This is a genomic window from Pseudomonas sp. LB1P83 (assembly GCF_054897885.1).
The window spans coordinates 1,440,927-1,462,052 of sequence record NZ_CM142709.1 but is presented as its reverse complement, the minus strand read 5'-3'; the positions used below and the strand labels follow the sequence as shown (position 1 = coordinate 1,462,052).

At 60.5% G+C, this 21,126-nt stretch carries 23 protein-coding genes; all 23 read right to left on the bottom strand.

The window, feature by feature from the left end; genetic code table 11:
• Positions 1-117 precede the first annotated feature (117 nt).
• Positions 118-1,257, bottom strand: a complete 1,140-nt coding sequence (gene flhB, locus ACYZTY_RS06635) for a flagellar biosynthesis protein FlhB (RefSeq protein ID WP_461957805.1) — start codon at positions 1,255-1,257, stop codon at positions 118-120.
• 3 nt (positions 1,258-1,260) lie between these two features.
• Entirely contained in the window at positions 1,261-2,046 is a 786-nt protein-coding gene (gene fliR / locus ACYZTY_RS06630) for a flagellar biosynthetic protein FliR (protein ID WP_461957804.1), read from the bottom strand.
• Between the two features lie 3 nt (positions 2,047-2,049).
• Positions 2,050-2,319: a flagellar biosynthesis protein FliQ gene (fliQ, locus tag ACYZTY_RS06625; protein WP_219095676.1), complete on the bottom strand. Its 270-nt coding sequence runs from the start codon at positions 2,317-2,319 to the stop codon at positions 2,050-2,052.
• The gene (fliP, locus tag ACYZTY_RS06620; RefSeq protein WP_007948917.1) at positions 2,316-3,074 is read right to left on the bottom strand and encodes a flagellar type III secretion system pore protein FliP; all 759 of its coding nucleotides are present in this window, start codon (positions 3,072-3,074) and stop codon (positions 2,316-2,318) included. The genes fliQ and fliP overlap by 4 nt, the downstream gene beginning before the upstream one ends.
• Complete coding sequence (gene fliO / locus ACYZTY_RS06615; protein WP_461957803.1) at positions 3,074-3,523, bottom strand: flagellar biosynthetic protein FliO; 450 nt, start codon at positions 3,521-3,523, stop codon at positions 3,074-3,076. The genes fliP and fliO overlap by 1 nt, the downstream gene beginning before the upstream one ends.
• Positions 3,524-3,982 carry a flagellar motor switch protein FliN gene (fliN, locus tag ACYZTY_RS06610; protein WP_461957802.1) on the bottom strand — a complete coding sequence of 153 codons (459 nt, stop codon included), beginning with the start codon at positions 3,980-3,982 and terminating at the stop codon, positions 3,524-3,526. It lies immediately after the preceding gene.
• 66 nt (positions 3,983-4,048) lie between these two features.
• A complete protein-coding gene (gene fliM, locus ACYZTY_RS06605) occupies positions 4,049-5,017 on the bottom strand; it encodes a flagellar motor switch protein FliM (protein WP_010456950.1) in 969 nt (322 codons plus the stop codon).
• A gap of 9 nt (positions 5,018-5,026) precedes the next feature.
• On the bottom strand, positions 5,027-5,524 hold the full coding sequence (gene fliL / locus ACYZTY_RS06600; RefSeq protein WP_461957801.1) for a flagellar basal body-associated protein FliL: 498 nt from the start codon (positions 5,522-5,524) through the stop codon (positions 5,027-5,029).
• 276 nt (positions 5,525-5,800) lie between these two features.
• Entirely contained in the window at positions 5,801-7,186 is a 1,386-nt protein-coding gene (locus ACYZTY_RS06595; RefSeq protein WP_461957800.1) for a flagellar hook-length control protein FliK, read from the bottom strand.
• A 105-nt stretch (positions 7,187-7,291) separates the two neighbouring features.
• Positions 7,292-7,639 carry an Hpt domain-containing protein gene (locus ACYZTY_RS06590; RefSeq protein ID WP_461957799.1) on the bottom strand — a complete coding sequence of 116 codons (348 nt, stop codon included), beginning with the start codon at positions 7,637-7,639 and terminating at the stop codon, positions 7,292-7,294.
• A 30-nt stretch (positions 7,640-7,669) separates the two neighbouring features.
• Complete coding sequence (locus ACYZTY_RS06585; RefSeq protein WP_461959262.1) at positions 7,670-9,376, bottom strand: ATP-binding SpoIIE family protein phosphatase; 1,707 nt, start codon at positions 9,374-9,376, stop codon at positions 7,670-7,672.
• Positions 9,377-9,381: 5 nt separating this feature from the next.
• On the bottom strand, positions 9,382-9,687 hold the full coding sequence (locus ACYZTY_RS06580) for an STAS domain-containing protein (RefSeq protein WP_461957798.1): 306 nt from the start codon (positions 9,685-9,687) through the stop codon (positions 9,382-9,384).
• A 228-nt stretch (positions 9,688-9,915) separates the two neighbouring features.
• Positions 9,916-10,365 carry a flagellar export protein FliJ gene (fliJ, locus tag ACYZTY_RS06575; protein ID WP_461957797.1) on the bottom strand — a complete coding sequence of 150 codons (450 nt, stop codon included), beginning with the start codon at positions 10,363-10,365 and terminating at the stop codon, positions 9,916-9,918.
• A gap of 6 nt (positions 10,366-10,371) precedes the next feature.
• A complete protein-coding gene (fliI, locus tag ACYZTY_RS06570; RefSeq protein ID WP_461959261.1) occupies positions 10,372-11,730 on the bottom strand; it encodes a flagellar protein export ATPase FliI in 1,359 nt (452 codons plus the stop codon).
• Positions 11,720-12,529: a flagellar assembly protein FliH gene (gene fliH / locus ACYZTY_RS06565; RefSeq protein ID WP_461957796.1), complete on the bottom strand. Its 810-nt coding sequence runs from the start codon at positions 12,527-12,529 to the stop codon at positions 11,720-11,722. The genes fliI and fliH overlap by 11 nt, the downstream gene beginning before the upstream one ends.
• A gap of 7 nt (positions 12,530-12,536) precedes the next feature.
• Complete coding sequence (gene fliG, locus ACYZTY_RS06560) at positions 12,537-13,556, bottom strand: flagellar motor switch protein FliG (protein WP_007894195.1); 1,020 nt, start codon at positions 13,554-13,556, stop codon at positions 12,537-12,539.
• Positions 13,549-15,336 carry a flagellar basal-body MS-ring/collar protein FliF gene (gene fliF, locus ACYZTY_RS06555; protein ID WP_461957795.1) on the bottom strand — a complete coding sequence of 596 codons (1,788 nt, stop codon included), beginning with the start codon at positions 15,334-15,336 and terminating at the stop codon, positions 13,549-13,551. Before fliF ends, fliG begins: the two co-directional genes overlap by 8 nt.
• A 14-nt stretch (positions 15,337-15,350) precedes the next feature.
• Positions 15,351-15,680, bottom strand: a complete 330-nt coding sequence (fliE, locus tag ACYZTY_RS06550; protein ID WP_010456962.1) for a flagellar hook-basal body complex protein FliE — start codon at positions 15,678-15,680, stop codon at positions 15,351-15,353.
• A 256-nt stretch (positions 15,681-15,936) separates the two neighbouring features.
• On the bottom strand, positions 15,937-17,316 hold the full coding sequence (locus tag ACYZTY_RS06545; protein ID WP_461957794.1) for a sigma-54-dependent transcriptional regulator: 1,380 nt from the start codon (positions 17,314-17,316) through the stop codon (positions 15,937-15,939).
• Positions 17,317-17,321: 5 nt separating this feature from the next.
• Positions 17,322-18,527 carry a sensor histidine kinase gene (locus tag ACYZTY_RS06540; protein WP_461957793.1) on the bottom strand — a complete coding sequence of 402 codons (1,206 nt, stop codon included), beginning with the start codon at positions 18,525-18,527 and terminating at the stop codon, positions 17,322-17,324.
• A 128-nt stretch (positions 18,528-18,655) separates the two neighbouring features.
• On the bottom strand, positions 18,656-20,131 hold the full coding sequence (locus tag ACYZTY_RS06535; protein ID WP_131061623.1) for a sigma-54 dependent transcriptional regulator: 1,476 nt from the start codon (positions 20,129-20,131) through the stop codon (positions 18,656-18,658).
• A 173-nt stretch (positions 20,132-20,304) separates the two neighbouring features.
• Complete coding sequence (locus ACYZTY_RS06530) at positions 20,305-20,601, bottom strand: flagellar protein FliT (protein ID WP_461957792.1); 297 nt, start codon at positions 20,599-20,601, stop codon at positions 20,305-20,307.
• A 10-nt stretch (positions 20,602-20,611) separates the two neighbouring features.
• Complete coding sequence (gene fliS / locus ACYZTY_RS06525) at positions 20,612-21,007, bottom strand: flagellar export chaperone FliS (RefSeq protein ID WP_461957791.1); 396 nt, start codon at positions 21,005-21,007, stop codon at positions 20,612-20,614.
• Positions 21,008-21,126 lie beyond the last annotated feature (119 nt).

Genomic DNA, 21,126 nt, shown 5'->3' with positions numbered 1-21,126 from the left:
AAGGACATTGATCGGGAGATTTCCCACGGGAATGACAGCGCGAGAGCCCACAGGCTGTCTACTGTCAGAACTAACAGGTGCGCAACGGTTTCGGACGAACGGAATCAGCGTGCGGGATCAGGAATCGCGGCGCAGATCCGGAGGAATCGGCAAATCATCCTTGAGCGGATCCGGACGCTTACCCTTGCCCGCGCGGTACTGACGGATCTGGTAGACGTAAGCCAGTACCTGAGCAACCGCCAGATAAAGCCCACCGGGGATTTCCTGCTCCAGCTCCGTGGAGTAATAGATCGAACGCGCCAGGGCGGGCGATTCGAGCAGCAGCACATTGTTGGCCACGGCGATTTCACGGATCTTCAAGGCGAGGAAGTCACTGCCCTTGGCCAGCAATACCGGCGCACTGCCCTTGTCCGGATCGTACTTGAGCGCCACGGCGTAGTGTGTCGGGTTGGTAATGACCACGTCAGCCTCGGGGATGGCCGCCATCATCCGGCGCTGGGACATCTCGCGCTGCAACTGGCGAATGCGCTGTTTGACCTCCGGCTTCCCTTCCTGATCCTTGTGTTCGTCGCGCACTTCCTGCTTGGTCATCAGCAGTTTCTTGTGGCTTTCCCACAGCTGCACCGGCACGTCGACGGCGGCGATGATGATCAGCCCGCAGGCCATCCACAACGTGCTCCAGCCCACCACTTGCAGACTGTGAATGATCGCCATGTCCAACGGCTCGTGCGCGATGCGCATCAGATCATCGATATCGGAAGACAACACCGCCAGCGCCACGAACAGCACAATGAAAAACTTCGCCAGGGCCTTGAGCAGTTCGACCAGCGCCTTGGCCGAAAACATCCGCTTCAGCCCTGCACCGGGGTTCATGCGACTGAATTTCGGCGCCAGCGAGCCCGCCGCAAACAGCCAACCACCGAGGGAAATCGGGCCGATCAACGCCGCCAGCAACAAGGTGATCATCACCGGCTGAACCGACAACAGGGCGATCAAACCGGAGTTCATCAGAAAGGTGCCCATGTTGCGCTGATCCAGAATCACTTCCCGCGACAGCGTGAAGTTCATCCGCATCAACTCCATCAGGTCCTGCGCCAAGGCGCCGCCAAAAATCAGCAGCGCCCCCGCGCCGGCGAGCATGACCGCCAGGGTGTTGAGCTCCTTGGAGCGCGCAATCTCACCCTTGTCCCGGGAGTCCTTTTTACGTTTCTCCGTGGGGTCTTCTGTTTTGTCCTGACCGCTTTCGCTCTCAGCCATGACTCAGCGCGCCCGTGCCAGTTCGCGTAACAACTGCAAGGCCTCGGAAGCCAGCGGTTGATACTGATTGATGATGTCCGCCAGACCGACCCAGACGATGAACAGACCGAGCACCAGGGTCAGCGGGAAGCCGATGGAAAAGATGTTCAACTGCGGCGCGGCGCGGGTCATTATGCCGAAGGCAATGTTGACCACCAACAGCGCCGTGACTGCCGGCAGTACCAGCAACAACGCAGCACCGAGAACCCAGCCAAGCTTGCCGGCCAGCTCCCAGAAATGATTGACCATCAAGCCACTACCGACCGGCATCGTGGTGAAGCTTTCGGTCAGGACTTCGAAGACCACCAGGTGGCCATTCATGGACAGGAACAACAGCGTCACCAGCATGGTGAAGAACTGCCCGATCACCGCCACCGAGACGCCGTTGGTGGGGTCGACCATCGACGCGAAGCCCATGCCCATCTGAATGGAGACGATCTGCCCCGCCACCACGAAGGCCTGGAAAAATAACTGCAGCGAGAAGCCCAGCAGCGCACCGATGAGAATCTGCTCGGCAATCAGCAGCAGCGCACTCAAATCCAATGCATTGATGGGCGGCATCGGCGGCAGGCCCGGCGCAATCACCACCGTGATCGCCAGGGCGAAGTACAGACGCACGCGCGTAGGCACCAGGGACGTGCCAAAGACCGGCATGACCATCAGCAGCGAGCCGATGCGGAACAGCGGCAACATGAACGTCGCCACCCAGGTACTGATCTGGGTATCGGTCAGTTGCAGCAGCGACGGCATGGTTTAGCCGATGACCTGAGGAATACTGCCGTACAGCTGCAGGATGTACTCCATGAACGTCTGCACCATCCACGGGCCGGCGACGATCAGCGTCACCAGCATGACCAACAGGCGCGGCAGGAAGCTCAGGGTCTGTTCGTTGATTTGCGTGGCGGCCTGGAACATCGCCACCAGCAGGCCCACCAGCAGACTCGGAATCACCAGCACAGCAACCATCATCGTGGTCAGCCACAGCGCTTCGCGGAAGATGTCTACTGCCACTTCCGGCGTCATGGCGACACACCGCCGAAGCTGCTCGCCAGGGTGCCGATAATCAACGCCCAGCCATCCACCAGCACGAACAGCATGATTTTGAACGGCAGGGAAATGATCAGCGGCGAGAGCATCATCATACCCATGGCCATCAGCACACTGGCCACGACCAGGTCGATGATCAGGAACGGAATGAAGATCATGAAACCGATCTGGAACGCGGTTTTCAGTTCCGACGTCACGAAGGCCGGCACCAGAATGGTCAGCGGTGCCTGATCCGGCGAGGCAATGTCGGTACGCTTGGACAGGCGCATGAACAGCTCAAGATCGCTGCTGCGCGTCTGCGCCAGCATGAAGTCCTTGATCGGCACCTGAGCCTTGGCCACGGCATCCTGAGCGGTGAGTTTTTCCGCCAGGTACGGCTGCAAGGCGTCCTGATTCACCCGGTCAAACACCGGCGCCATGATGAACAGGGTCAGGAACAGCGCCATGCCAGTGAGGATCTGGTTCGATGGCGTCTGCTGCAGGCCCAGGGCCTGGCGCAGGATCGAGAAGACAATGATGATCCGGGTGAAACTGGTCATCAGCATGACGAACGCCGGAATGAAACTCAGCGCAGTCATGATCAGCAGGATTTGCAGGCTGACCGAGTATTCCTGAGCGCCATCGGCGTTGGTGCCCAGGGTGATTGCCGGGATCGACAACGGATCGGCGGCAAACGCCAGCGGCGCGGCCAGCATCAGGGCCAGCGTCAAGACGATGCGTAACGCACCCATTACTTCTTATCCTTCTGATCCTTGCCGAGTATCTTCAACAGATGCTGGGCAAACTCCGGAGTCGCTTTATCGGTAGTGGTCGGCACTTCAATCGGCTCTTTAAGCACATGCAACGCAGTAATGGTGCCGGGGCTGAGGCCGAGCAGGATCTGCTCGTTGCCGACTTGCACCAGCATCAGACGGTCACGCGGGCCCAGTGCGCGGGAACCAACAATCTCGATCACCTGCCCTTTGCCGGCCGGCCCGGCCTGCTGGACCCGGCGCAACAGCCAGGCGAGGAAGAAGATCAACCCCAGCACCAGCAGCAAGCCGAACACCAACTGTGTCAATTGCCCGGCCACACCGCTGCCGGCCGCCGGCGCAGCAGCGACCGTTGCAGCCGTGGCCACAGGGTCGGCTGCCAGAACACTGAACGGCAACGCAAGCAGAAGCCCTAGAACCTTTTTCATTTAGCGCAGCTTCTTGATACGTTCGCTTGGGCTGATCACGTCGGTCAGGCGAATGCCGAACTTCTCGTTGACCACGACCACTTCGCCGTGGGCGATCAGGGTGCCGTTGACCAGCACGTCCAGCGGCTCACCGGCCAGGCGATCCAGCTCGATCACCGAACCCTGGTTGAGTTGCAGCAGGTTGCGGATGTTGATGTCGGTGCTGCCCACTTCCATGGAAATCGACACCGGGATGTCGAGGATCACGTCAAGGTTCGGACCGTCCAGGGTGACCGGGTCGTGGTTCTTCGGCACGCTGCCAAACTCTTCCATCGACAGACGGTTGGACGGCGAGCCCGCAGCGTCGGCAGCCAGCAAGGCGTCGATGTCGTCCTGGCCGGCGTCACCGGTTTCTTCCAGAGCGGCGGCCCATTCGTCAGCCAGTGCCTGGTCGTCCTGGGCGTTCATATCGTCGTTCATCATTTGTCCTCGGCGGGCAACTGCTCAATCAAGAGCAGCAAATTAAAAGGGGGGTTGGAGCGCCGGTCAGCGGCGCTCGATCGGCTCGATCACCTGCAACGCGAGGTTGCCTTTGTGCGAGCCCATCTTGACCTTGAAGGCCGGCACGCCGTTGGCGCGCATGATCATTTCTTCCGGCATCTCGACCGGGATCACATCCCCCGGCTGCATGTGCAGAATGTCGCGCAGACGCAACTGCCGACGGGCAACCGTGGCGCCAATCGGCACATCGACGTCCAGCACGTCCTGGCGCAGGGCGTTGACCCAACGCTCGTCCTGATCGTCCAGGTCCGACTGGAAGCCGGCGTCGAGCATTTCGCGCACCGGCTCGATCATCGAGTACGGCATGGTCACGTGCAGGTCGCCGCCACCGCCATCGAGTTCGATGTGGAAAGTCGAGACCACCACCGCTTCGCTCGGGCCGACGATGTTGGCCATGGCCGGGTTCACTTCAGAGTTGATGTACTCGAAGTTCACTTCCATGATCGCCTGCCAGGCCTCCTTCAAATCGACGAAGGCCTGCTCCAGCACCATGCGTACGACGCGCAGTTCGGTGGGGGTGAATTCACGCCCTTCGATCTTGGCGTGACGGCCGTCGCCGCCGAAGAAGTTGTCCACCAGTTTGAACACCAGTTTGGCGTCCAGGATAAACAGCGCGGTGCCGCGCAACGGCTTGATCTTGACCAGGTTTAGACTGGTCGGCACGTACAGCGAGTGCACGTATTCGCCGAACTTCATCACCTGCACACCACCGACGGCAACGTCCGCCGAGCGGCGCAGCATGTTGAACATGCTGATGCGGGTGTAGCGGGCGAAACGCTCGTTGATCATCTCCAGAGTCGGCATGCGTCCGCGGACGATGCGATCCTGGCTGGTCAGGTCGTAGCTTTTGACGCTGCCGGGTTCAGCAGCGTTATCGGTCTGTACCAGACCATCGTCGACGCCATGCAACAGCGCATCGATCTCATCCTGGGACAGCAGGTCCTGCACGGCCATGTCGTGTTCCTACTGCAGTACGAAATTAGTAAAAAGCAGCTGTTCGATAACCACTTTGCCGAGTTCTTTCTGCGCCACTTCCTGGACGCTGGCCGTGGCCTTCTGACGCAACATCTCCTGGCCGACCGGGGTCGCAAGCGTGGCAAAATCCTGGCCGGAGAACAGCATGACCAGGTTATTGCGGATGACCGGCATGTGCACTTTGAGCGCCTCCAGATCAGCCTGATTGCGACCTTGCATGGTGATGCTCACCTGCATGTAGCGCTGGCGACCGCTCACGTTGTAGTTGGCCACGAAGGCCGGGGCCATGGGCTCAAAAATCGCTGGCTGCTTGCCGACCACTGCGGATTCCGCGGCGGCAGGCTTGCTCTGGGCGCTGTGCATGAAGAACCAGGTTGCCCCCACGGACATGCCGATCGCCAGCAGCAGGGCCACCACGATCACAATGATCAGCTTGATCTTGCCTTTGGTTGCGGGGTCTTTTACTACTGCGTCGCTCTTCGCCATGCCAATAATCCGTCACTATTCGGGTTTTCACAGTCGCACGGCAAGGCAAGAGCAAGTGTTATGCCAGAAGTGTCGGGAGGGGTTTAGCCGGAGCACCACAACGCACTGTGGGAGCGGGCTTTTGTGGCGAGGGGGCTTGCCCCCGTTCGGCTGCGCAGCAGTCGCAAAATCTGACCATTTGCACTCGCCCTCAAAAAGGGACCGCTACGCGCTCCAACGGGGGCAAGCCCCCTCGCCACAAAAGCCCGCTCCCACAAGGGAAGGTGTTGTATTTGATCAGGCGTAGTAGTCGACGGCGCTGGAGCCGATCACGCTGGTGGCGGCGGCCGCTACTTCGGCGACGGTTGGTGCGATCTCTTCATCCACACCATCGAGGCGACCACCATTGGCGCTGGTCCGGCCTCCCTGCCCCTGCTGAGCCTGATCCTGGCCCTGACCTTGGCCCTGCCAGCCACGAGACTGGTCGGACACGTTGACGTCGACCTGGCCCATGCCCTGCTGCGTGAACATGTCACGCAGACGATGTATCTGGCTGTCCAGCGCTTCGCGAACGCTTGGATGGGCGCTCATGAAGGTGACCTGGGTCTGCTGGTCCGGAACCATGTTCACGCGGATATCGAGACGCCCCAGCTCAGCCGGTTGCAACTGGATGTCGGCGGCCTTGAGGTTGGCGCTGGAGAGGTACATGACGCGGTTAACCACTTCCTCGGTCCAGCCACTCTGATGCATGGCGATCGGCTGGTTCACCGGCAAGGCATTGGCGGTTTTCGGGGTGGCCGCCTGGGTCAGTGCTGCCAGACGGTTGGCGAAGTCATCGACACGAGTATCGCTGCTGGCGGACGTCAAATCCTTGAGGCCGCCATCGATCAGACCGCTGAAGGCTTTCTCGCCGCCCTGGCTGGTGCTGTCCTTGTCGGCTTGCACGTCGAGCATGCTGGCCATGCCGGCGGCAAAGTTCTGCGCCGTCGTCAGCTCACCGTCAGCCTGGGTTTGGGCAGGCGTGGCTTTTGGTTGGGACTGGCTGCTGGCAGATACGTGACCGCTCTGTTCCATGGCCATGCGCACGGCTGGCAGTGCGTCGAGCGGATCAGCTTCGGGGTCGAAATCGCTATCGGTGGTGGCCGCCGCTTGCGCGGTCGCGGCCACGACGATGGCGGCGGTAACCGGTGCTTCAACCTGTGGCGCTGCGCTCGTGACAACGGGCGCAGTAGTTTGCGCGACCGGCACGGTCACCAGCGGTTGCACTGCCTGCATCAACGCAGGATCAAGGGCCGGATCGAGGCTCGGATCAACGGGCGCCGTATCGGTCACCAGCGTTTCGGTGGTCCCGGGCTGGTCGTCGCTGGCAGTGGCGTCGTCAGTCGGCGCCGGTTTATCGGCGGGCAAGGAATTGCCGCTATCGGCAACCGCAGGTTCCGGGGCGGCAGGCTTATCACTGCTGGCATTCGGTTTGCCGGAGCCTTGCGCAGCATTGTTGGTCGCAGGTCTGGTCGATTTATCAGCGACCACAGAAGGCTTGTTCTGGGCTTGATCGGCGTAAACATCAGCGAAGCTGGGCGCCTTGTCCCCTGGCTCAGCGGCCGGCGCCGGGGTATTGGCGGGGGCGACTTGAGTCTTGGCCGTCGGGGCGGCCTGAAGAAGCGAATTGGGGGTAACGGGCATAAAACGGTCTCCGCTGCACTGGGATCGTAGGTACAGTTGAGTGAGATGACTGCAAAGGTCGAGCCAGGTTGGCTCGACAGATACCAAAAGCGCCGGACGGTCGCGTCAGTCAGCCAGAGAGCGCTGTCGCTCCGCCTCATACAGCGGTCGGACAATGGCGAATTCGCCGTCGATTTCGCCGACAAGCGCTTCGATACCCGCAAGACTTTTTTGCCTGGCGCGTTGCTCAAGCTCATTGCACAGTTCAGCCAGGCGAATGGCGCCCATATTGCTGCTGCTGCCCTTGAAGCTATGGGCGGCATTCATGAGTTGCGCGGCATCTTCGGCTTTGTGCAAGACGCGCAAGCGCTCTTCGGAGTCAGCGATGAAGGTATCCAGTAACGTCGGATACTCATCCTCCATGACTTCCTGCAACGCGCTCAGCACGTCGCGGTCCAGATGTGTGTCAGCCACTTGCTCACTCCTTGATCAAGAATGGGTGAATTATGCCAGAGCCTCCCAAAAAAACTCCACGCATGCACTTCGTCCATCGTCGGACCAGCTCGCACTGCGGCTCAATTGGCGGATCAGACTGACCCCGCGCCCCGACAGACGGCCACCATCGACAGGACGTTCCATCACTCGCGCCACATCAAAGCCCTTGCCGCTGTCTTCGACCCGCACAATCAGGCTCCCGCCCTTGCCCGTCGGCACGACCTGCAAATGCACCCGCACATAGCCGTCGTCCAACGCCTCCAGCCGCTCATTGCGCGCTTGATAATAGCGTGCGAACCCCGAAGCATCGCGCTTGAGGCTCGAATCCAGACCCAGCACGCCGTGCTCCAGGGCATTGGAATAAAGCTCTGCCAACACACTGTAGAGCGCGCCACTCTGAGCCCGCAGGCCGTGGACCTCAAGCAGCAATTGCAGAAGATACGGCAGCGGATTGAACCGTTTGAGCGTCGCGGCGCGTAACTCGAAACTCACCGACCAGTCCAGCGGACAGGACTGGCCGCTGTCGGAATACACCGGCGCCGGCGGGATCAGCTGCGCGGCCTCCAGCAGACTGACCTCGACCATGCTCACGTCATCGCGCGCCTCGCCACGAAAATCCCGCAGCGCCTGCTCGATCTCCTCGAACAGCGCGTCTGGCTGGCGATTGGCCGCGAACACCCGCTGCAACCGCTCCACACCAAACAGCTGTTCGTTGGCATCGCAGGTATCGATAACCCCGTCGGACAGCAGGAACACCCGATCGCCGACGGCCATCGGAAACACTTCGGTGCGGTCATTGAAGGTTTGCGGGCTCAGCACACCCAGCGGCAAGTGCCGCGCCGGCAGCGGCGTACGCTCACCGCTGGCGATGTTGTACAAATAACCATCCGGCATCCCGCCGTTCCAGACTTCCACCGAGCGCCGCTGAAAGCTCAGGCACAGCAAAGTGGCGCAACAGAACATGTCCACCGGCAGGATGCGTTTGAGCTTGGCATTCATCTCGCGCAGGGTTTCGGCCAGGCCGTAGCCCTTGGCAGTCATGCCGTAAAAGACTTCAGCCAGAGGCATGGCGCCCACGGCAGCCGGCAAACCGTGCCCGGTGAAATCACCCAGCAACACATGCATGTCGCCGGCCGGGGTGAACGCCGCAAGCAGCAGGTCGCCGTTGAACAGCGCGTAAGGGGATTGCAGGTAGCGGATGTTCGGCGCACTCAGGCAGCCCGAATGCGCCACCTTGTCGAACACAGCCTTGGCCACCCGCTGCTCGTTGAGCAAGTAGTCGTGATGTTTAGCAATCAGGTCGCGCTGTTGCAACACCGTGGCCTGCAACCGGCGCAAGCGGTCCATTGCCTTGATCTTGGCGGCGAGGATCACCTGGTTGTAGGGCTTTGCCAGAAAATCGTCGCCACCAGCCTCCAGACACCGGGCCAGGGCCTCGCTCTCGGTCAGCGAGGTCAGGAAGATGATCGGCACCAGGGTTTCCCCGGCCAGCGCCTTGATCTGTCGTGCCGCCTCGAAACCGTCCATCACCGGCATCATGGCATCCATCAGCACCAGGTGCGGCCGTTGCTCGCGAAACGCCTCGACCGCTTCGGCACCGTTGGCAGCCGTGAGCACTTCATGGCCCTGGCGTCGGACGATCGTCGACAGCAGCATTCGATCGGCCGCGCTGTCTTCGGCGATGAGGATCGTCAGCGATTCAAGCGACGGCTGCATGGCGGTCATGCAACTTTGAAGATTTGTTCGAAGTTGGAGATGGCGAGAATCTTGCGCACATCCGCATTAGCATTGGTCAAATCGATTTTGGCATTGTCGCCGCCAGCGTGATCACGCAATAGCAGGAGCATGCCGAGCGCGGAACTGTCGAGGTAGGTGGCGTCCTTCAAATTCACCTCGAAGGAATCCGGTTTTGGCTCAAGATTTTCGTAGGACTCACGAAATTCCTGGTGCTTGGCGAAATCGAATCGTCCCTTGATCGAAATCGTCAGCTTTTGCCCATCCTGGGAGACTTCTGTAACGACTGACATTTATCGGCTTCCTTGTCATGGGTGAACGTGCGTGTACAAGGTTTAGCACTTGGCGGAGATGGGGGCAAGGCGGGAATTGTGGCGTCTTTGAGTACGCCTTCGCGGGCAAGCCTCGCTCCTACAGGTTAGGTGTCGTTCGTGATGAACATAAACGACGAGAAACCTGTGGGAGCGTGCGGTGCGACGATTCGACTTGCCCGCGAAGAACGATGAAACGGTCCGACTGATTCAATAAGGATCATGCCGCGGCAACCGCTGGGACAACTCATCCAGCAGCTTCTGCTCGCGCTTGTCTTCCAGCTGCCGCGCTTCGTCCATGTAGCGTTGTACAAGTTTGCGCAAGCCTTCGACCCGGGCAAACGCCTGCTGCCAGGAATCGCGCGCCTTGTTCAGGTTGTTCTGGTGCCAGTTCAGGCTTTGGCGCTGCTGGTCGATGGCGGTGCCCAGTTGTGCAAGAAAGCCCTGATAGCCGAGCAACCACTGGCCGGATACGCCGGTGCTGCCGCGCACGATCCATTGCTCCTGGTATTCGAGGCGGAAGTTTTCGAGGTCGGCGAGCTTGCTTTCTGCCACACGCACCTGGCCCTGGAAGTGCCCGAGGCGCATGACCGCGGTTTTTTCGGCCTTTTCGGCCATTTCCACCACGGGTGCCAGGCGTGCCGCGCGGCTCAGAGCCATGGCCGGTTAGCCGCCCGCTGCCGGGGCGAAGATCGAGGCGAGATGGTTTTCGCTGGCGCCCATGCCGATGTTGTCGTTCAAGCCCTGACGCAGATAGGTGGTCATGGCCGGCTGCAGGGAAATCGCGACGTCGGTTTCTCGATCACCGCCCGGCACATAGGCACCGACGCTGATCAAGTCGCGGCTCTGCTGATAACGCGACCAGTACTGCTTGAACATCTGCGCGCGCGCCATGTGCTCGGGGCTGACCACCGACGGCATGACCCGGCTGATGGAGGCTTCGATATCGATGGCCGGGTAATGACCTTCTTCCGCCAGTCGCCGGGACAGCACGATGTGCCCGTCGAGCACGCCTCGCGCGGCGTCGGCGATCGGGTCCTGCTGATCGTCGCCTTCGGACAATACGGTGTAGAACGCGGTGATCGAGCCACCGCCCTTCTCGGCGTTACCGGCCCGTTCCACCAGTTTCGGCAACTTGGCGAATACCGACGGCGGATAGCCTTTGGTCGCTGGCGGTTCGCCGATGGCCAAGGCGATTTCCCGCTGGGCCTGGGCGAAACGGGTCAGCGAGTCCATGAGCAACAGGACGTTCTTGCCCTTGTCGCGGAAATATTCGGCAATGCGCGTGCAGTACATGGCGGCGCGCAGACGCATCAGCGGCGCATCGTCCGCAGGCGAGGCGACGACCACCGAACGCTTGAGCCCTTCTTCACCGAGGATGTGCTCGATGAACTCTTTAACCTCACGACCCCGCTCACCGATCAGCCCGACGACGATAATGTCGGCCTCGGTGAAGCGGGTCATCATGCCCAGCAGCACGGATTTACCGACGCCGGTACCGGCGAACAGGCCGAGACGCTGGCCACGACCCACCGTCAACAAACCGTTGATGGTGCGAATGCCCACGTCCAGCGGCTCGCTGATCGGATGACGCTTGAGCGGGTTGATGGTCGGACCGTCCATCGGCACCCAGTCTTCAGCCTTCATGCCGCCCTTGCCGTCCAGCGCACGACCGGCGCCGTCAAGCACCCGCCCGAGCATGCTCATGCCCATCGGCAGGCGGCCGGTATCCGCCATAGGAACCACGCGGGCACCGGGCGCAATACCGGCGACGCTGCCCACGGGCATCAGGAATACCTTGCTGCCGGAGAAGCCCATGACTTCGGCTTCGACCTGCACCGGGTGATAACTGTCGTCGTTGATGACCATGCAGCGGCTGCCCATGGCGGCGCGCAAACCTTCGGCCTCGAGGGTCAGGCCGACCATGCGCAGCAGGCGGCCTTCGAGGATCGGTGCGCCGGCAAGCTCCGTGGCTTCGGCGTAACTGCCGAGGCGCTTGGCGAAGCTGGTGCGATCAAGGCGCATCAGGTTCATCCAGTGTCGGCTCGACCGGTGCAACCGCAGGCTTTTCGTCGACCGGCAGTTCCAGGCTCAGGTCCGGCGCAGCCGGGTGCAAGGCCTGGTCATGCAACTGATCGAACAGCTTGGCCATGACCTGGGCGACGCGAGTTTCAACGGTGGCGTCGATGCGACTGTGTTCGGTCTCGACCCGGCAACCGCCGGGCAGCAGGGACTCGTCCTCGACGATGCGCCAGGTTTCTTCATGGCGCTCGCGCAGGGCTTTGACCTGTTCGAAATCTTGCGGATTGATGTACAGCCGCACATTGCCCACGCCCAATGGCAACAGCTTGAGGGCCTCGCGCATGACGTGTTCGATTTGCGTCGAATCGATGGCCAGTTCACGCTGGATCACCTGTTTGGTGATGTGCTGCACGAGGTCGACCAGCGACTTTTCAATCTGGGTGTCCTGCTCGGCGATGGGTTCGAACAGGTTGGCCATCAGCTGTTCAAGGCCGGCAATCTTCGGCGCCAGCGCCGCTTCGGCTTCCTGACGAACCTTGAGCGTGGTGCTGTGAAAACCCTCTTTCTCGCCCACGGCGAAGCCTTCGTTATAGGCTTCCTGGCGAATCGCTTCGAGTTCTTCGAGCGTCAGTGGCTGGACTTCATCCAGCGGCACCTCTTCCATTTCCGGCGGTTCGGGCTCAGGTTCCGGCTCGGGTTCCGGCACAAACGGGTCGAAACTGGGCAATGCCCAGACGTCGAAACCGGCGACGGCCTTGCCTCGGATCAGGTCGGTCTGGGACTCATCATGTTTGGACGACATAGTGACCTTAGATCATCTCTTCGCCGCCCTTCCCGCCGAGAACGATTTCTCCGGCTTCGGCCATACGGCGGGCAATGGTGAGGATTTCTTTCTGCGCGGTTTCCACGTCGCTGACACGCACCGGGCCTTTGGCCTCGAGGTCGTCGCGCAACAGTTCGGCCGCTCGTTTGGACATATTCTTGAAGATCTTTTCCTTGACGCCTTCGTCCGAACCCTTGAGGGCCAGTACCAGCACGTCGGAGGATACTTCGCGCAGCAACGCCTGAATCCCGCGGTCGTCGACATCGGACAGGTTGTTGAACACGAACATGAGGTCTTCGATCTGACCGGACAGGTCTTCGTCGACTTCGCGGATCGAGTCCATCAGCTGACCTTCGATCGAGCTGTCGAGGAAGTTCATGATGTCGGCCGCACGCTTGATGCCACCCAGGGTGGTGCGCGAGGCATTCGAGTTGCCGGAGAACTGCTTCTCGAGAATCTGGTTGAGTTCTTTCAGGGCTGCTGGCTGCACGGTATTCAGCGAGGAAACCCGCAGAATGATGTCCAGACGCACCTTGTGGTCGAAGTTGCCGAGTACTTCGCCGGCCTGATCCGGATCGAGGTACGCCACGACGATCGCCTGGATCTGCGGGTGCTCGTAACGGATCACGTCGGCGACGGCGCGCGGTTCCATCCACTTGAGGCTGTCGAGGCCGCTGGTGTTGCCGCCCAGCAGGATGCGATCGATCAGGCCGTTGGCCTTGTCTTCGCCCAGTGCCTGGGTAAGCATTTTGCGCACGTAGTCATCGGAGCCGACGCCCAGGCTGGTCTGGTCGCCGACGATGTCGACGAACTCGCTCATGACCTGCTCGACCTGCTCGCGATGGACGTTGCCCATCTGCGCCATGGCCACGCCAACGCGCTGGACCTCTTTGGGCCCCATGTGGCGCAACACTTGGGCAGCATCGGTCGAACCCAGGGACAGCAGCAGAATCGCGGCTTTGTCGACCTTGGTCAGTTTGGCGGCAACGGCTCGGTTATCACTCATCTGCGTTAATCCACTCTTTCACGACCTGGGCCACGCGACCCGGATCTTCTGCCACCAGACTCTTGATTGCGTTCAACTGTGCGTCATAGCCTTCGCTCGGGCTCGGCAGCAGGATGCTTTGCGGGCCGCCGAGGCTGACGCGGTCGTTGGCCAGTTCGCCGTCCAGGCCGCCCATGCCACCGAGTTCCACGTCGCTGCCGATGCCGGCCAGCTGCTTGCCTTTGCCGCCACCGGTGATGTTGTTGAGCACCGGACGCAGCACACCGAACACCAGCACCAGGATGAACAAGACACCCAGCACTTGCTTGACGATGTCCCAGAACCACGGCTGGGAGTAGAACGGAATATCGGCAATCACTTCACCGCGCTCGGCGGAGAACGGCATGTTGATCACGCTGACGCTGTCACCACGGCTGGCGTCGAAACCGACGGCGTCCTGCACCAGGCGAGTGAAGCGCGCCAATTCATCGGCGCTCCATGGCGCACGAGTGGTTTCGCCGTTGGCTGCGTTGAGCTTGACCTGATCGTCCACCACCACCGACACCGACAGGCGATTCAAACGACCCTGCTGTTGTTTGGTGTGGCTGATGGAACGGTCGAGTTCGAAGTTCTTGGTGGATTGTTGACGCTTGTCCGCCGGGTACGGCGCCAGCATCGGCTGACCGGTGGCCGGGTCCATGATTTGCTGACCGTTGGCATCGATCAACGGCTGGCCTGGCTGAACCATGCCGGCCGCGGCGGTGCTGCCACCGGTGGTTTGCGGCGCGGAGGCTGGCGATGGCGGCTGGTTGCTCAAGGCACCCGGCACACCCTGCGGGCCATTGCTGGCGGTGCGTTGTTCGTTGACCGACTGCTCGCTGCGCAACGCCGGCTGATCCGGGTTGAACTGCTCGGAGGTCGACTCGACGGCACTGAAGTCCACGTCTGCCGACACTTCGGCTTTATAGCGGTCGTTGCCCAGCACCGGTTGCAGGATGTTGTGCACGCGCTGGGTCAGCATGGTTTCCATGCGACGGCTGTAATCGAATTGCTTGCCGGCCATGGTCAGTTCGGAATTTTCCGCCTGATCCGACAGCAGGTTGCCCTTCTGGTCGACCACGGTGATCTGGGATTTGCTGAGCTCGGGAACGCTGGTCGCGACCAGATTGATGATCGCCACCACCTGACCCGGCTCCAGCGAGCGGCCGGAATACAGTTCAACCAGCACCGAAGCGCTTGGCTTGCGTTCGTCACGCACGAACACCGAGCTTTTCGGAATCGCGAGGTGCACGCGGGCACCCTTGACGTTGTTCAGGCTGGAAATGGTGCGAGCCAGTTCGCCTTCGAGGCCGCGACGATAACGGGTCGCTTCCATGAACTGGCTGGTCCCCAGGCCCTGATCCTTGTCGAGGATTTCAAAACCGATGTTTCCGTCGCTGGGAGTGACACCAGCGCCCGCGAGCTTGAGCCGCGCACGGGACAGGTCATCGGCCTTGACCAGCAAGGCACCGGAGTTGGGTTCAACGTTGTAGGGAATGTCGGCGGCGGCAAGGGTCTCCATGACCTGTTTGGCGTCCATGCCGGCAAGGCTGCCGTACAGAGGCCGGTAATCCGGTTGCTGTGACCACAGCACCACGGCAAAACCAATCGCCACGCTCGCAGCCAGGCCGACCAACAGGCCCACCTGACGCAACATGGTCATCTCGGAGAGGTTTTCCAGGAAGGACAACCCGAACAGCGGCGGTTTGCCGTCTATCGGAGTGGCCTTGGCCGGAACGTTATCAGCGACTGCTTCTGCCATGACTCAATTCGTCCTTAAACCGGCATCTGCATGATGTCTTGGTATGCCTGAACCAGCTTGTTGCGCACTTGGGTCAACGCCTGAAAAGACACGCTGGCCTTCTGCGAGGAAATCATGACATCCGTCAGGTCGACGCCACTTTTGCCAATCTCGAAGGCACTGGCCAACTGACTGGACGCCTGCTGGGTGTCGTTCACTTTATTGACAGCCTGACCGAGCATGTCGGAAAAGCTGCTGCCACCCAGTTCAGGGACTGCGGCAGTCGATTTAGGCGCAGACATGGCATCCATTTGCATGGAGCGCATGTCGAGCATCAACCGATTAAATTCAATACCTTGGCTCATCGTCTACTCTCGTTGGCGACCCGCAATTTTTTGACACTCACTCGGCGGGTAGTGAGGTGTTAGCAACAAGGGTGCCAGCTCCGTGGCCACTGCAAACAAAAGCCGTCCCGGCTTCACTTGAATCGTGAATTATCGCAAAACCCCTGTAGGAGCGAGCCTGCTCGCGATGAGGTCGTGTCAGCCTACATTTATGTATCTGTCACCCCCCTCATCGCGAGCAGGCTCGCTCCTACAGGGGTTTTGCGCACATCAAATTTCAGGTGGCGAACAGGTAGGCTTCCACGTCCATACCGGCGTCGCGCATCTGCGCCAACTTGTAGCGCAAGGTGCGCGGGCTGATGCCCAATCGCTCGGCGGCTTCCTTGCGACGGCCGCGCTCGGTGCGCAAGGTGTCGATGATCATCTGGAATTCACGGCGACGCAGGTCATCGCCCAACGCCCCGGCCGATTCAGCCTCGACCTCCACGGCACGCACCGACACCAATGCCGGCAACGGCGCACAGGCCACCGGGCCGGACAGGCAGAAATCCTGAGGCTGGATCAAACCGCCCTGCTGCAGAATCAAGGCGCGCTGGATCGCGTTGTCCAGCTCACGCACGTTGCCCGGCCACGGATAACCGATCAGGCACGCCTGCGCCTCAGGCGATAGTTTCGCCGCGGCATGCTTCATTTTATTGACGTGTTTGGCCAACAGACGCTCGGCCAGCGGCAGGATGTCGGCGGTGCGCTCGCGCAACGGACGCCAGGCCAGCGGAAACACCGATAACCGATAGAAGAGATCTTCACGAAACCGCCCTGCCGCCACCTCCCCGGCCAGATCACGGTTAGTCGTCGCGACCACGCGAATGTCCAGGGTGATCGGCTTGCGCGCACCGACCCGTTCGACTTCGCGCTCCTGCAACACACGCAGCAACTTGGCCTGGAGCCCAAGGGGCATTTCGGAAATTTCGTCGAGCAGGATCGTCCCGCCATCGGCCTGCTCGAACTTGCCGGCCTGCGCCGCGATGGCTCCGGTGAACGAACCTTTTTCGTGACCGAACAAGGTGGCTTCGAGCATGTTGTCGGGGATCGCCGCGCAGTTGATCGCAATGAACGGCTGACTGGCGCGATGGGAATGTTGATGGATGTAGCGCGCCAGGACCTCTTTACCTGTGCCGGACTCGCCGGAGATCAGCACTGTCGAATCGCTGCGTGCGACCCGCGCGGCCAGTTCCAGCAATTGCACACTCGCCGGCTCGAAGGCGATCGGACCTTCGCTATCTGTCGCACCGAGCGCGCCCAATGCATGCCGCGCCACCAGGTCGAGCAAAGCTTTAGGCTCGAACGGCTTGACCAGGTAATCTGCCGCGCCTTGACGCATCGCATCGACGGCCCGCTCTACAGCGCCGTGAGCGGTCATCAGCAACACCGGCAATTGCGGCTGGCGCGCTCGCAGCAAAGCGAGCAGTTGATGGCCGTCCATGCCCGGCATGTTGACGTCGCTGATCACCAGGCTGAACGCCTCATTGCCGACCGTCGCAAGCGCCTCTTCCGCCGAACCGACCGCCGTGTAGTCGTGCCCCGCGAGCAGCAGCGTATCGGCCAGTGCTTCGCGTAGCGCGCGGTCGTCCTCGACCAGCAGAACCTTGATTGCCATGTCCTTCACTCCGCTCCCTGAGCGCTGGGCTGCTCACCGGAAAAAAGCGGCAGAATGACTTGCGCGCAGGTGCCGCGACCTGGTCGCGAGCGCAACTGCAATTCTCCCTGATGAGCACGGGCCACCGCCTTGACGACGGTCAGGCCCAGGCCGGTTCCGGTGGTTTTAGTGGTGAAAAACGGTTCGCCCAGGCGCGCCAGAACCTTGCCGTCGATACCACTGCCGCTGTCACTGACGCACACGCGCAGGGTGTTTTCACGCGCATAGAAATGCACTTTCAACCGAACATTACCGGCACTGGCCTGAATCGCGTTCTCGATCAGATTGAGGATCGCCCCGACCAGGGTGTCGCGATTGCACAGCAACTCACCGGCGTGACTGTCGCACTGCCAGCGAATCGGCAGGTCCTGAACATGGGTCAGCGCCGCCGATTGCAGCGACTGCATCAGCTGTTTGGGGGTGACCCGGTCAGTCAACGGCAACTCGCCTCGAGCGAACACCAACATGTCGCGGACCTGATGCTCCAGCTCATGCAAACGCTCTTTCAGGCGCCCGGCGAAACGCTGCTGCGTGGCGACCGGCAATTCCTGCTCAGTCAAATGACTGGCGTAGAGCAAGGCGGCGGACAGCGGTGTACGAATTTGATGGGCCAGCGAAGCGACCATGCGACCGAGGGACGACAGGCGTTCGTGACGGGCCAGTTGATCTTGCAGATGACGGGTTTCAGTCAGGTCGTTGAGCAGCACCAACTGCCCAGGCTCGGCATCCAGCGAGCGCGTGGCGATCGACAGACGCCGACCGTCCTTGAGGGAGATTTCGTGGCCGTCGTCTTCGCGGGGAGCAAAGCAGCGAGCAATGACATGGCGCCAGAGCTCACCTTCGAGGGGCAGACCGAGCAACTCGCAGGCCGCCGGATTGGCTTCACGCACGATGCCCTGGGCATCGATGACGATGACGCCGCCAGGCAACAGATCGAGGAGGTTTTGCAGTCGGTTGGCCAGGCGTTCTTTTTCTGCCAACTCTTGCATGCGTTGAGCGCTGACCACCGCCAGCTCGCCCTTGAGCTCGGTGACCCGGGCCTCAAGCATGCTGTAGGAATCGGTCAACTGGCTCGACATCTGGTTGAACAGCGAGAACGCCTGCTCAAGGCCAAGCCGGCTTGCCTGCTCTACGGACGACGGTTGCCCCGAAACATCTGGGACAGGAGACATCTGGGCGGCTTGGGGCATCGTGCTCTCTCGCTTGGCTGACCGTCAGTTAAACGGAACGTTGCGAGGGCTGTAGCAATACCCGTGCCTAAAAAAAACCGCCTACAAATGAACGACTTGAAAAACAGGCGTCAATCATCCGCCTGTTCATCACCGTCGCGACGGCTCATGCCGTACTTGCGCATCTTTTCCACCAGGGTGGTACGACGAATTCGCAGGCGTTCCGCAGCGCGCGCAACAATGCCATTGGCATCATCCAGCGCCTGCTGAATCAGCCCCTGCTCCAGACCACCGAGGTAGTCTTTCAAGTCGAGACCTTCCGGCGGCAACAGCGCGTTGGCGGTGAAGTCCGGCGTATGACCGTTGATGGCCACGCGCTCTTCAAGGTCGCTGCGCAGGCTGTCGACCAGCTGCTCGTCTTCATCATCGACGTAACGGAATTTCTTCGGCAATTCGACCACGCCGATCACCCCGTACGGATGCATGATCGCCATACGCTCGACCAGGTTGGCAAGCTCGCGAACGTTGCCCGGCCAGCCGTGACGGCACAGCGACATGATCGCCGCCGAGTTGAAGCGGATCGAACCGCGCTTCTCGTGCTCCATGCGCGAGATCAACTCGTTCATCAGCAACGGGATGTCTTCGACACGTTCGCGCAGCGGCGCCATCTCGATCGGGAACACGTTCAGACGGTAGTACAAGTCTTCACGGAAGGTGCCGATCTCGATCATGCTTTCGAGATTCTTGTGTGTCGCCGCAATGATGCGCACGTCGACGCTTTGGGTTTTGTTGCTGCCCACGCGCTCGAAGGTTCGCTCCTGCAACACGCGCAGCAACTTGACCTGCATCGGCAGTGGCATGTCGCCGATTTCGTCGAGGAACAGCGTACCGCCGTTGGCCAGTTCGAAACGCCCGGCGCGGCTGGTAATGGCGCCGGTGAAAGCACCCTTCTCGTGGCCGAACAATTCGCTTTCCAGCAACTCGGCCGGGATCGCCCCACAGTTGACCGGAACGAACGGCGCGTCACGACGTTTGGAGTGGTAGTGCAGGTTGCGCGCGACCACTTCCTTGCCGGTGCCGGACTCGCCGAGGATCAGCACACTGGCGTCGGTGTCGGCCACTTGCTGCATCATCTGACGGACGTGTTGAATCGCCCGGCTGGTGCCGACAAGACTGCGGAAAAGATTGGGTTCGCGATGACGACCGCGCTCGCGGGCCTGGTCATACATCTCACGATAGACCTGGGCACGGTGCAGCGAGTCGAGCAGTTTGCTGTAGCTGGGCGGCATTTCGAGGGTCGAAAGCACTCGGCGACGCTGGTCTTCAGGCAAGTCAACGGAAGAATTATCACCCATTAACAAAACCGGAAGGAACTCATCCCAGGTAGCGAGTGTCTTTAACAAGCCCGGAAGTGCGCCAGGAGCATTGACCGTCCCGATCAGGACACAGATCACTTCACGACTTGATGACAAAGAGCCGACAGCCTGCTGCCAGTCATGGCTACCACAGGGTAAATTTTCTTCACCGAGAAAATTTAAAATCACCGCTAAATCGCGGCGGCGGACGCTATCGTCATCAATCAGCAGAATTTTGGTTTCACGCCACATGCAATAGCAACTTCCCTAGTCAACTCAATGCCCAAAATGATGGGGCAAGCTAGACGCTTGCAGACACGTTATGCCTGTAGACGCCTGAAATCTGGAACCAGCCACTAGTTAAGTCAAAAAACCGTGCACAGTCAAATTTATGGCGCACTATGTTTGGATTAACTGAGGATTAATTAACCAAACAGATGGTAAACCTTTGCCGCGCTCTGTGCTTGATGGATCTGCGACATCTCGTCGACTATCGCCTGCCTCTCCCCCGTCGCCGCCTCAAGAAGCTGCTTGTACACCCCCAGCAACTCCTCAAGATTGTCGCGCAGGGCACCTTCGTCCACCGAAGCTTCACTCAAGACGTCTTCCATGCAGGAACGACACGCCAGGTCCAACTCACCGATGGCCTCCCAGTTTCGCTCGGCCAATGCACCGACCAGGGCGTCGCGGGTGTGTTCGATTCGCTGCAATACAAGACTCATGGTGATCTCCTTAGAACTGCGGACCCGGTGCGGCAATAGCATCCCAACCGTCTTTGACTGTTCGAAGCAAATCAGAGACTTCGTCGAGAATCTTCGGATCAGTCTTGATGTTGGCCTCGGCCAGACGCTTCATCATGTAGGTGTACAGGTTATCCAGCTCACCGACGGTCTCAACAGAGTTCTCAAGGTCCAGGCCTTCACGCAAACCACCGATGATGCCGATGGCCTTGCCGATCAGAACACCCTTGTTCGGAATGTCTTTACGCTCCATCGCGCCCTTGGCCTGGGCGATACGGTCCAGCCCGCCCTCCATCAACATCTGCACCAGACGATGCGGGCTGGCTTCGGAAGTTTGCGCCTGAGCGCCAATCTTCTTGTATTGGCGAAGGGCTAACATTGGATTCATGTTGTACCTCATCAAAATTCTGTAGTTCGTCTAACCAGTGTATCGACGACGCGTCAAAAAACTTTAGATTCAAATGCAAAAAGCCCGGAGCGCTTGAAAACGCTGCCGGGCTTTTGGCG

What these genes read in the sequence shown, in the direction of transcription:
- flhB (WP_461957805.1), bottom strand. Translation starts at nt 1,257, where the DNA reads ATGGCTGAGAGCGAAAGCGGTCAGGACAAAACAGAAGACCCCACGGAG.
- fliR (WP_461957804.1), bottom strand. Translation starts at nt 2,046, where the DNA reads ATGCCGTCGCTGCTGCAACTGACCGATACCCAGATCAGTACCTGGGTG.
- fliQ (WP_219095676.1), bottom strand. Translation starts at nt 2,319, where the DNA reads ATGACGCCGGAAGTGGCAGTAGACATCTTCCGCGAAGCGCTGTGGCTG.
- fliP (WP_007948917.1), bottom strand. Translation starts at nt 3,074, where the DNA reads ATGGGTGCGTTACGCATCGTCTTGACGCTGGCCCTGATGCTGGCCGCG.
- fliO (WP_461957803.1), bottom strand. Translation starts at nt 3,523, where the DNA reads ATGAAAAAGGTTCTAGGGCTTCTGCTTGCGTTGCCGTTCAGTGTTCTG.
- fliN (WP_461957802.1), bottom strand. Translation starts at nt 3,982, where the DNA reads ATGAACGACGATATGAACGCCCAGGACGACCAGGCACTGGCTGACGAA.
- fliM (WP_010456950.1), bottom strand. Translation starts at nt 5,017, where the DNA reads ATGGCCGTGCAGGACCTGCTGTCCCAGGATGAGATCGATGCGCTGTTG.
- fliL (WP_461957801.1), bottom strand. Translation starts at nt 5,524, where the DNA reads ATGGCGAAGAGCGACGCAGTAGTAAAAGACCCCGCAACCAAAGGCAAG.
- ACYZTY_RS06595 (WP_461957800.1), bottom strand. Translation starts at nt 7,186, where the DNA reads ATGCCCGTTACCCCCAATTCGCTTCTTCAGGCCGCCCCGACGGCCAAG.
- ACYZTY_RS06585 (WP_461959262.1), bottom strand. Translation starts at nt 9,376, where the DNA reads ATGCAGCCGTCGCTTGAATCGCTGACGATCCTCATCGCCGAAGACAGC.
- ACYZTY_RS06580 (WP_461957798.1), bottom strand. Translation starts at nt 9,687, where the DNA reads ATGTCAGTCGTTACAGAAGTCTCCCAGGATGGGCAAAAGCTGACGATT.
- fliJ (WP_461957797.1), bottom strand. Translation starts at nt 10,365, where the DNA reads ATGGCTCTGAGCCGCGCGGCACGCCTGGCACCCGTGGTGGAAATGGCC.
- fliI (WP_461959261.1), bottom strand. Translation starts at nt 11,730, where the DNA reads ATGCGCCTTGATCGCACCAGCTTCGCCAAGCGCCTCGGCAGTTACGCC.
- fliH (WP_461957796.1), bottom strand. Translation starts at nt 12,529, where the DNA reads ATGTCGTCCAAACATGATGAGTCCCAGACCGACCTGATCCGAGGCAAG.
- fliG (WP_007894195.1), bottom strand. Translation starts at nt 13,556, where the DNA reads ATGAGTGATAACCGAGCCGTTGCCGCCAAACTGACCAAGGTCGACAAA.
- fliF (WP_461957795.1), bottom strand. Translation starts at nt 15,336, where the DNA reads ATGGCAGAAGCAGTCGCTGATAACGTTCCGGCCAAGGCCACTCCGATA.
- fliE (WP_010456962.1), bottom strand. Translation starts at nt 15,680, where the DNA reads ATGAGCCAAGGTATTGAATTTAATCGGTTGATGCTCGACATGCGCTCC.
- ACYZTY_RS06545 (WP_461957794.1), bottom strand. Translation starts at nt 17,316, where the DNA reads ATGGCAATCAAGGTTCTGCTGGTCGAGGACGACCGCGCGCTACGCGAA.
- ACYZTY_RS06540 (WP_461957793.1), bottom strand. Translation starts at nt 18,527, where the DNA reads ATGTCTCCTGTCCCAGATGTTTCGGGGCAACCGTCGTCCGTAGAGCAG.
- ACYZTY_RS06535 (WP_131061623.1), bottom strand. Translation starts at nt 20,131, where the DNA reads ATGTGGCGTGAAACCAAAATTCTGCTGATTGATGACGATAGCGTCCGC.
- ACYZTY_RS06530 (WP_461957792.1), bottom strand. Translation starts at nt 20,601, where the DNA reads ATGAGTCTTGTATTGCAGCGAATCGAACACACCCGCGACGCCCTGGTC.
- fliS (WP_461957791.1), bottom strand. Translation starts at nt 21,007, where the DNA reads ATGAATCCAATGTTAGCCCTTCGCCAATACAAGAAGATTGGCGCTCAG.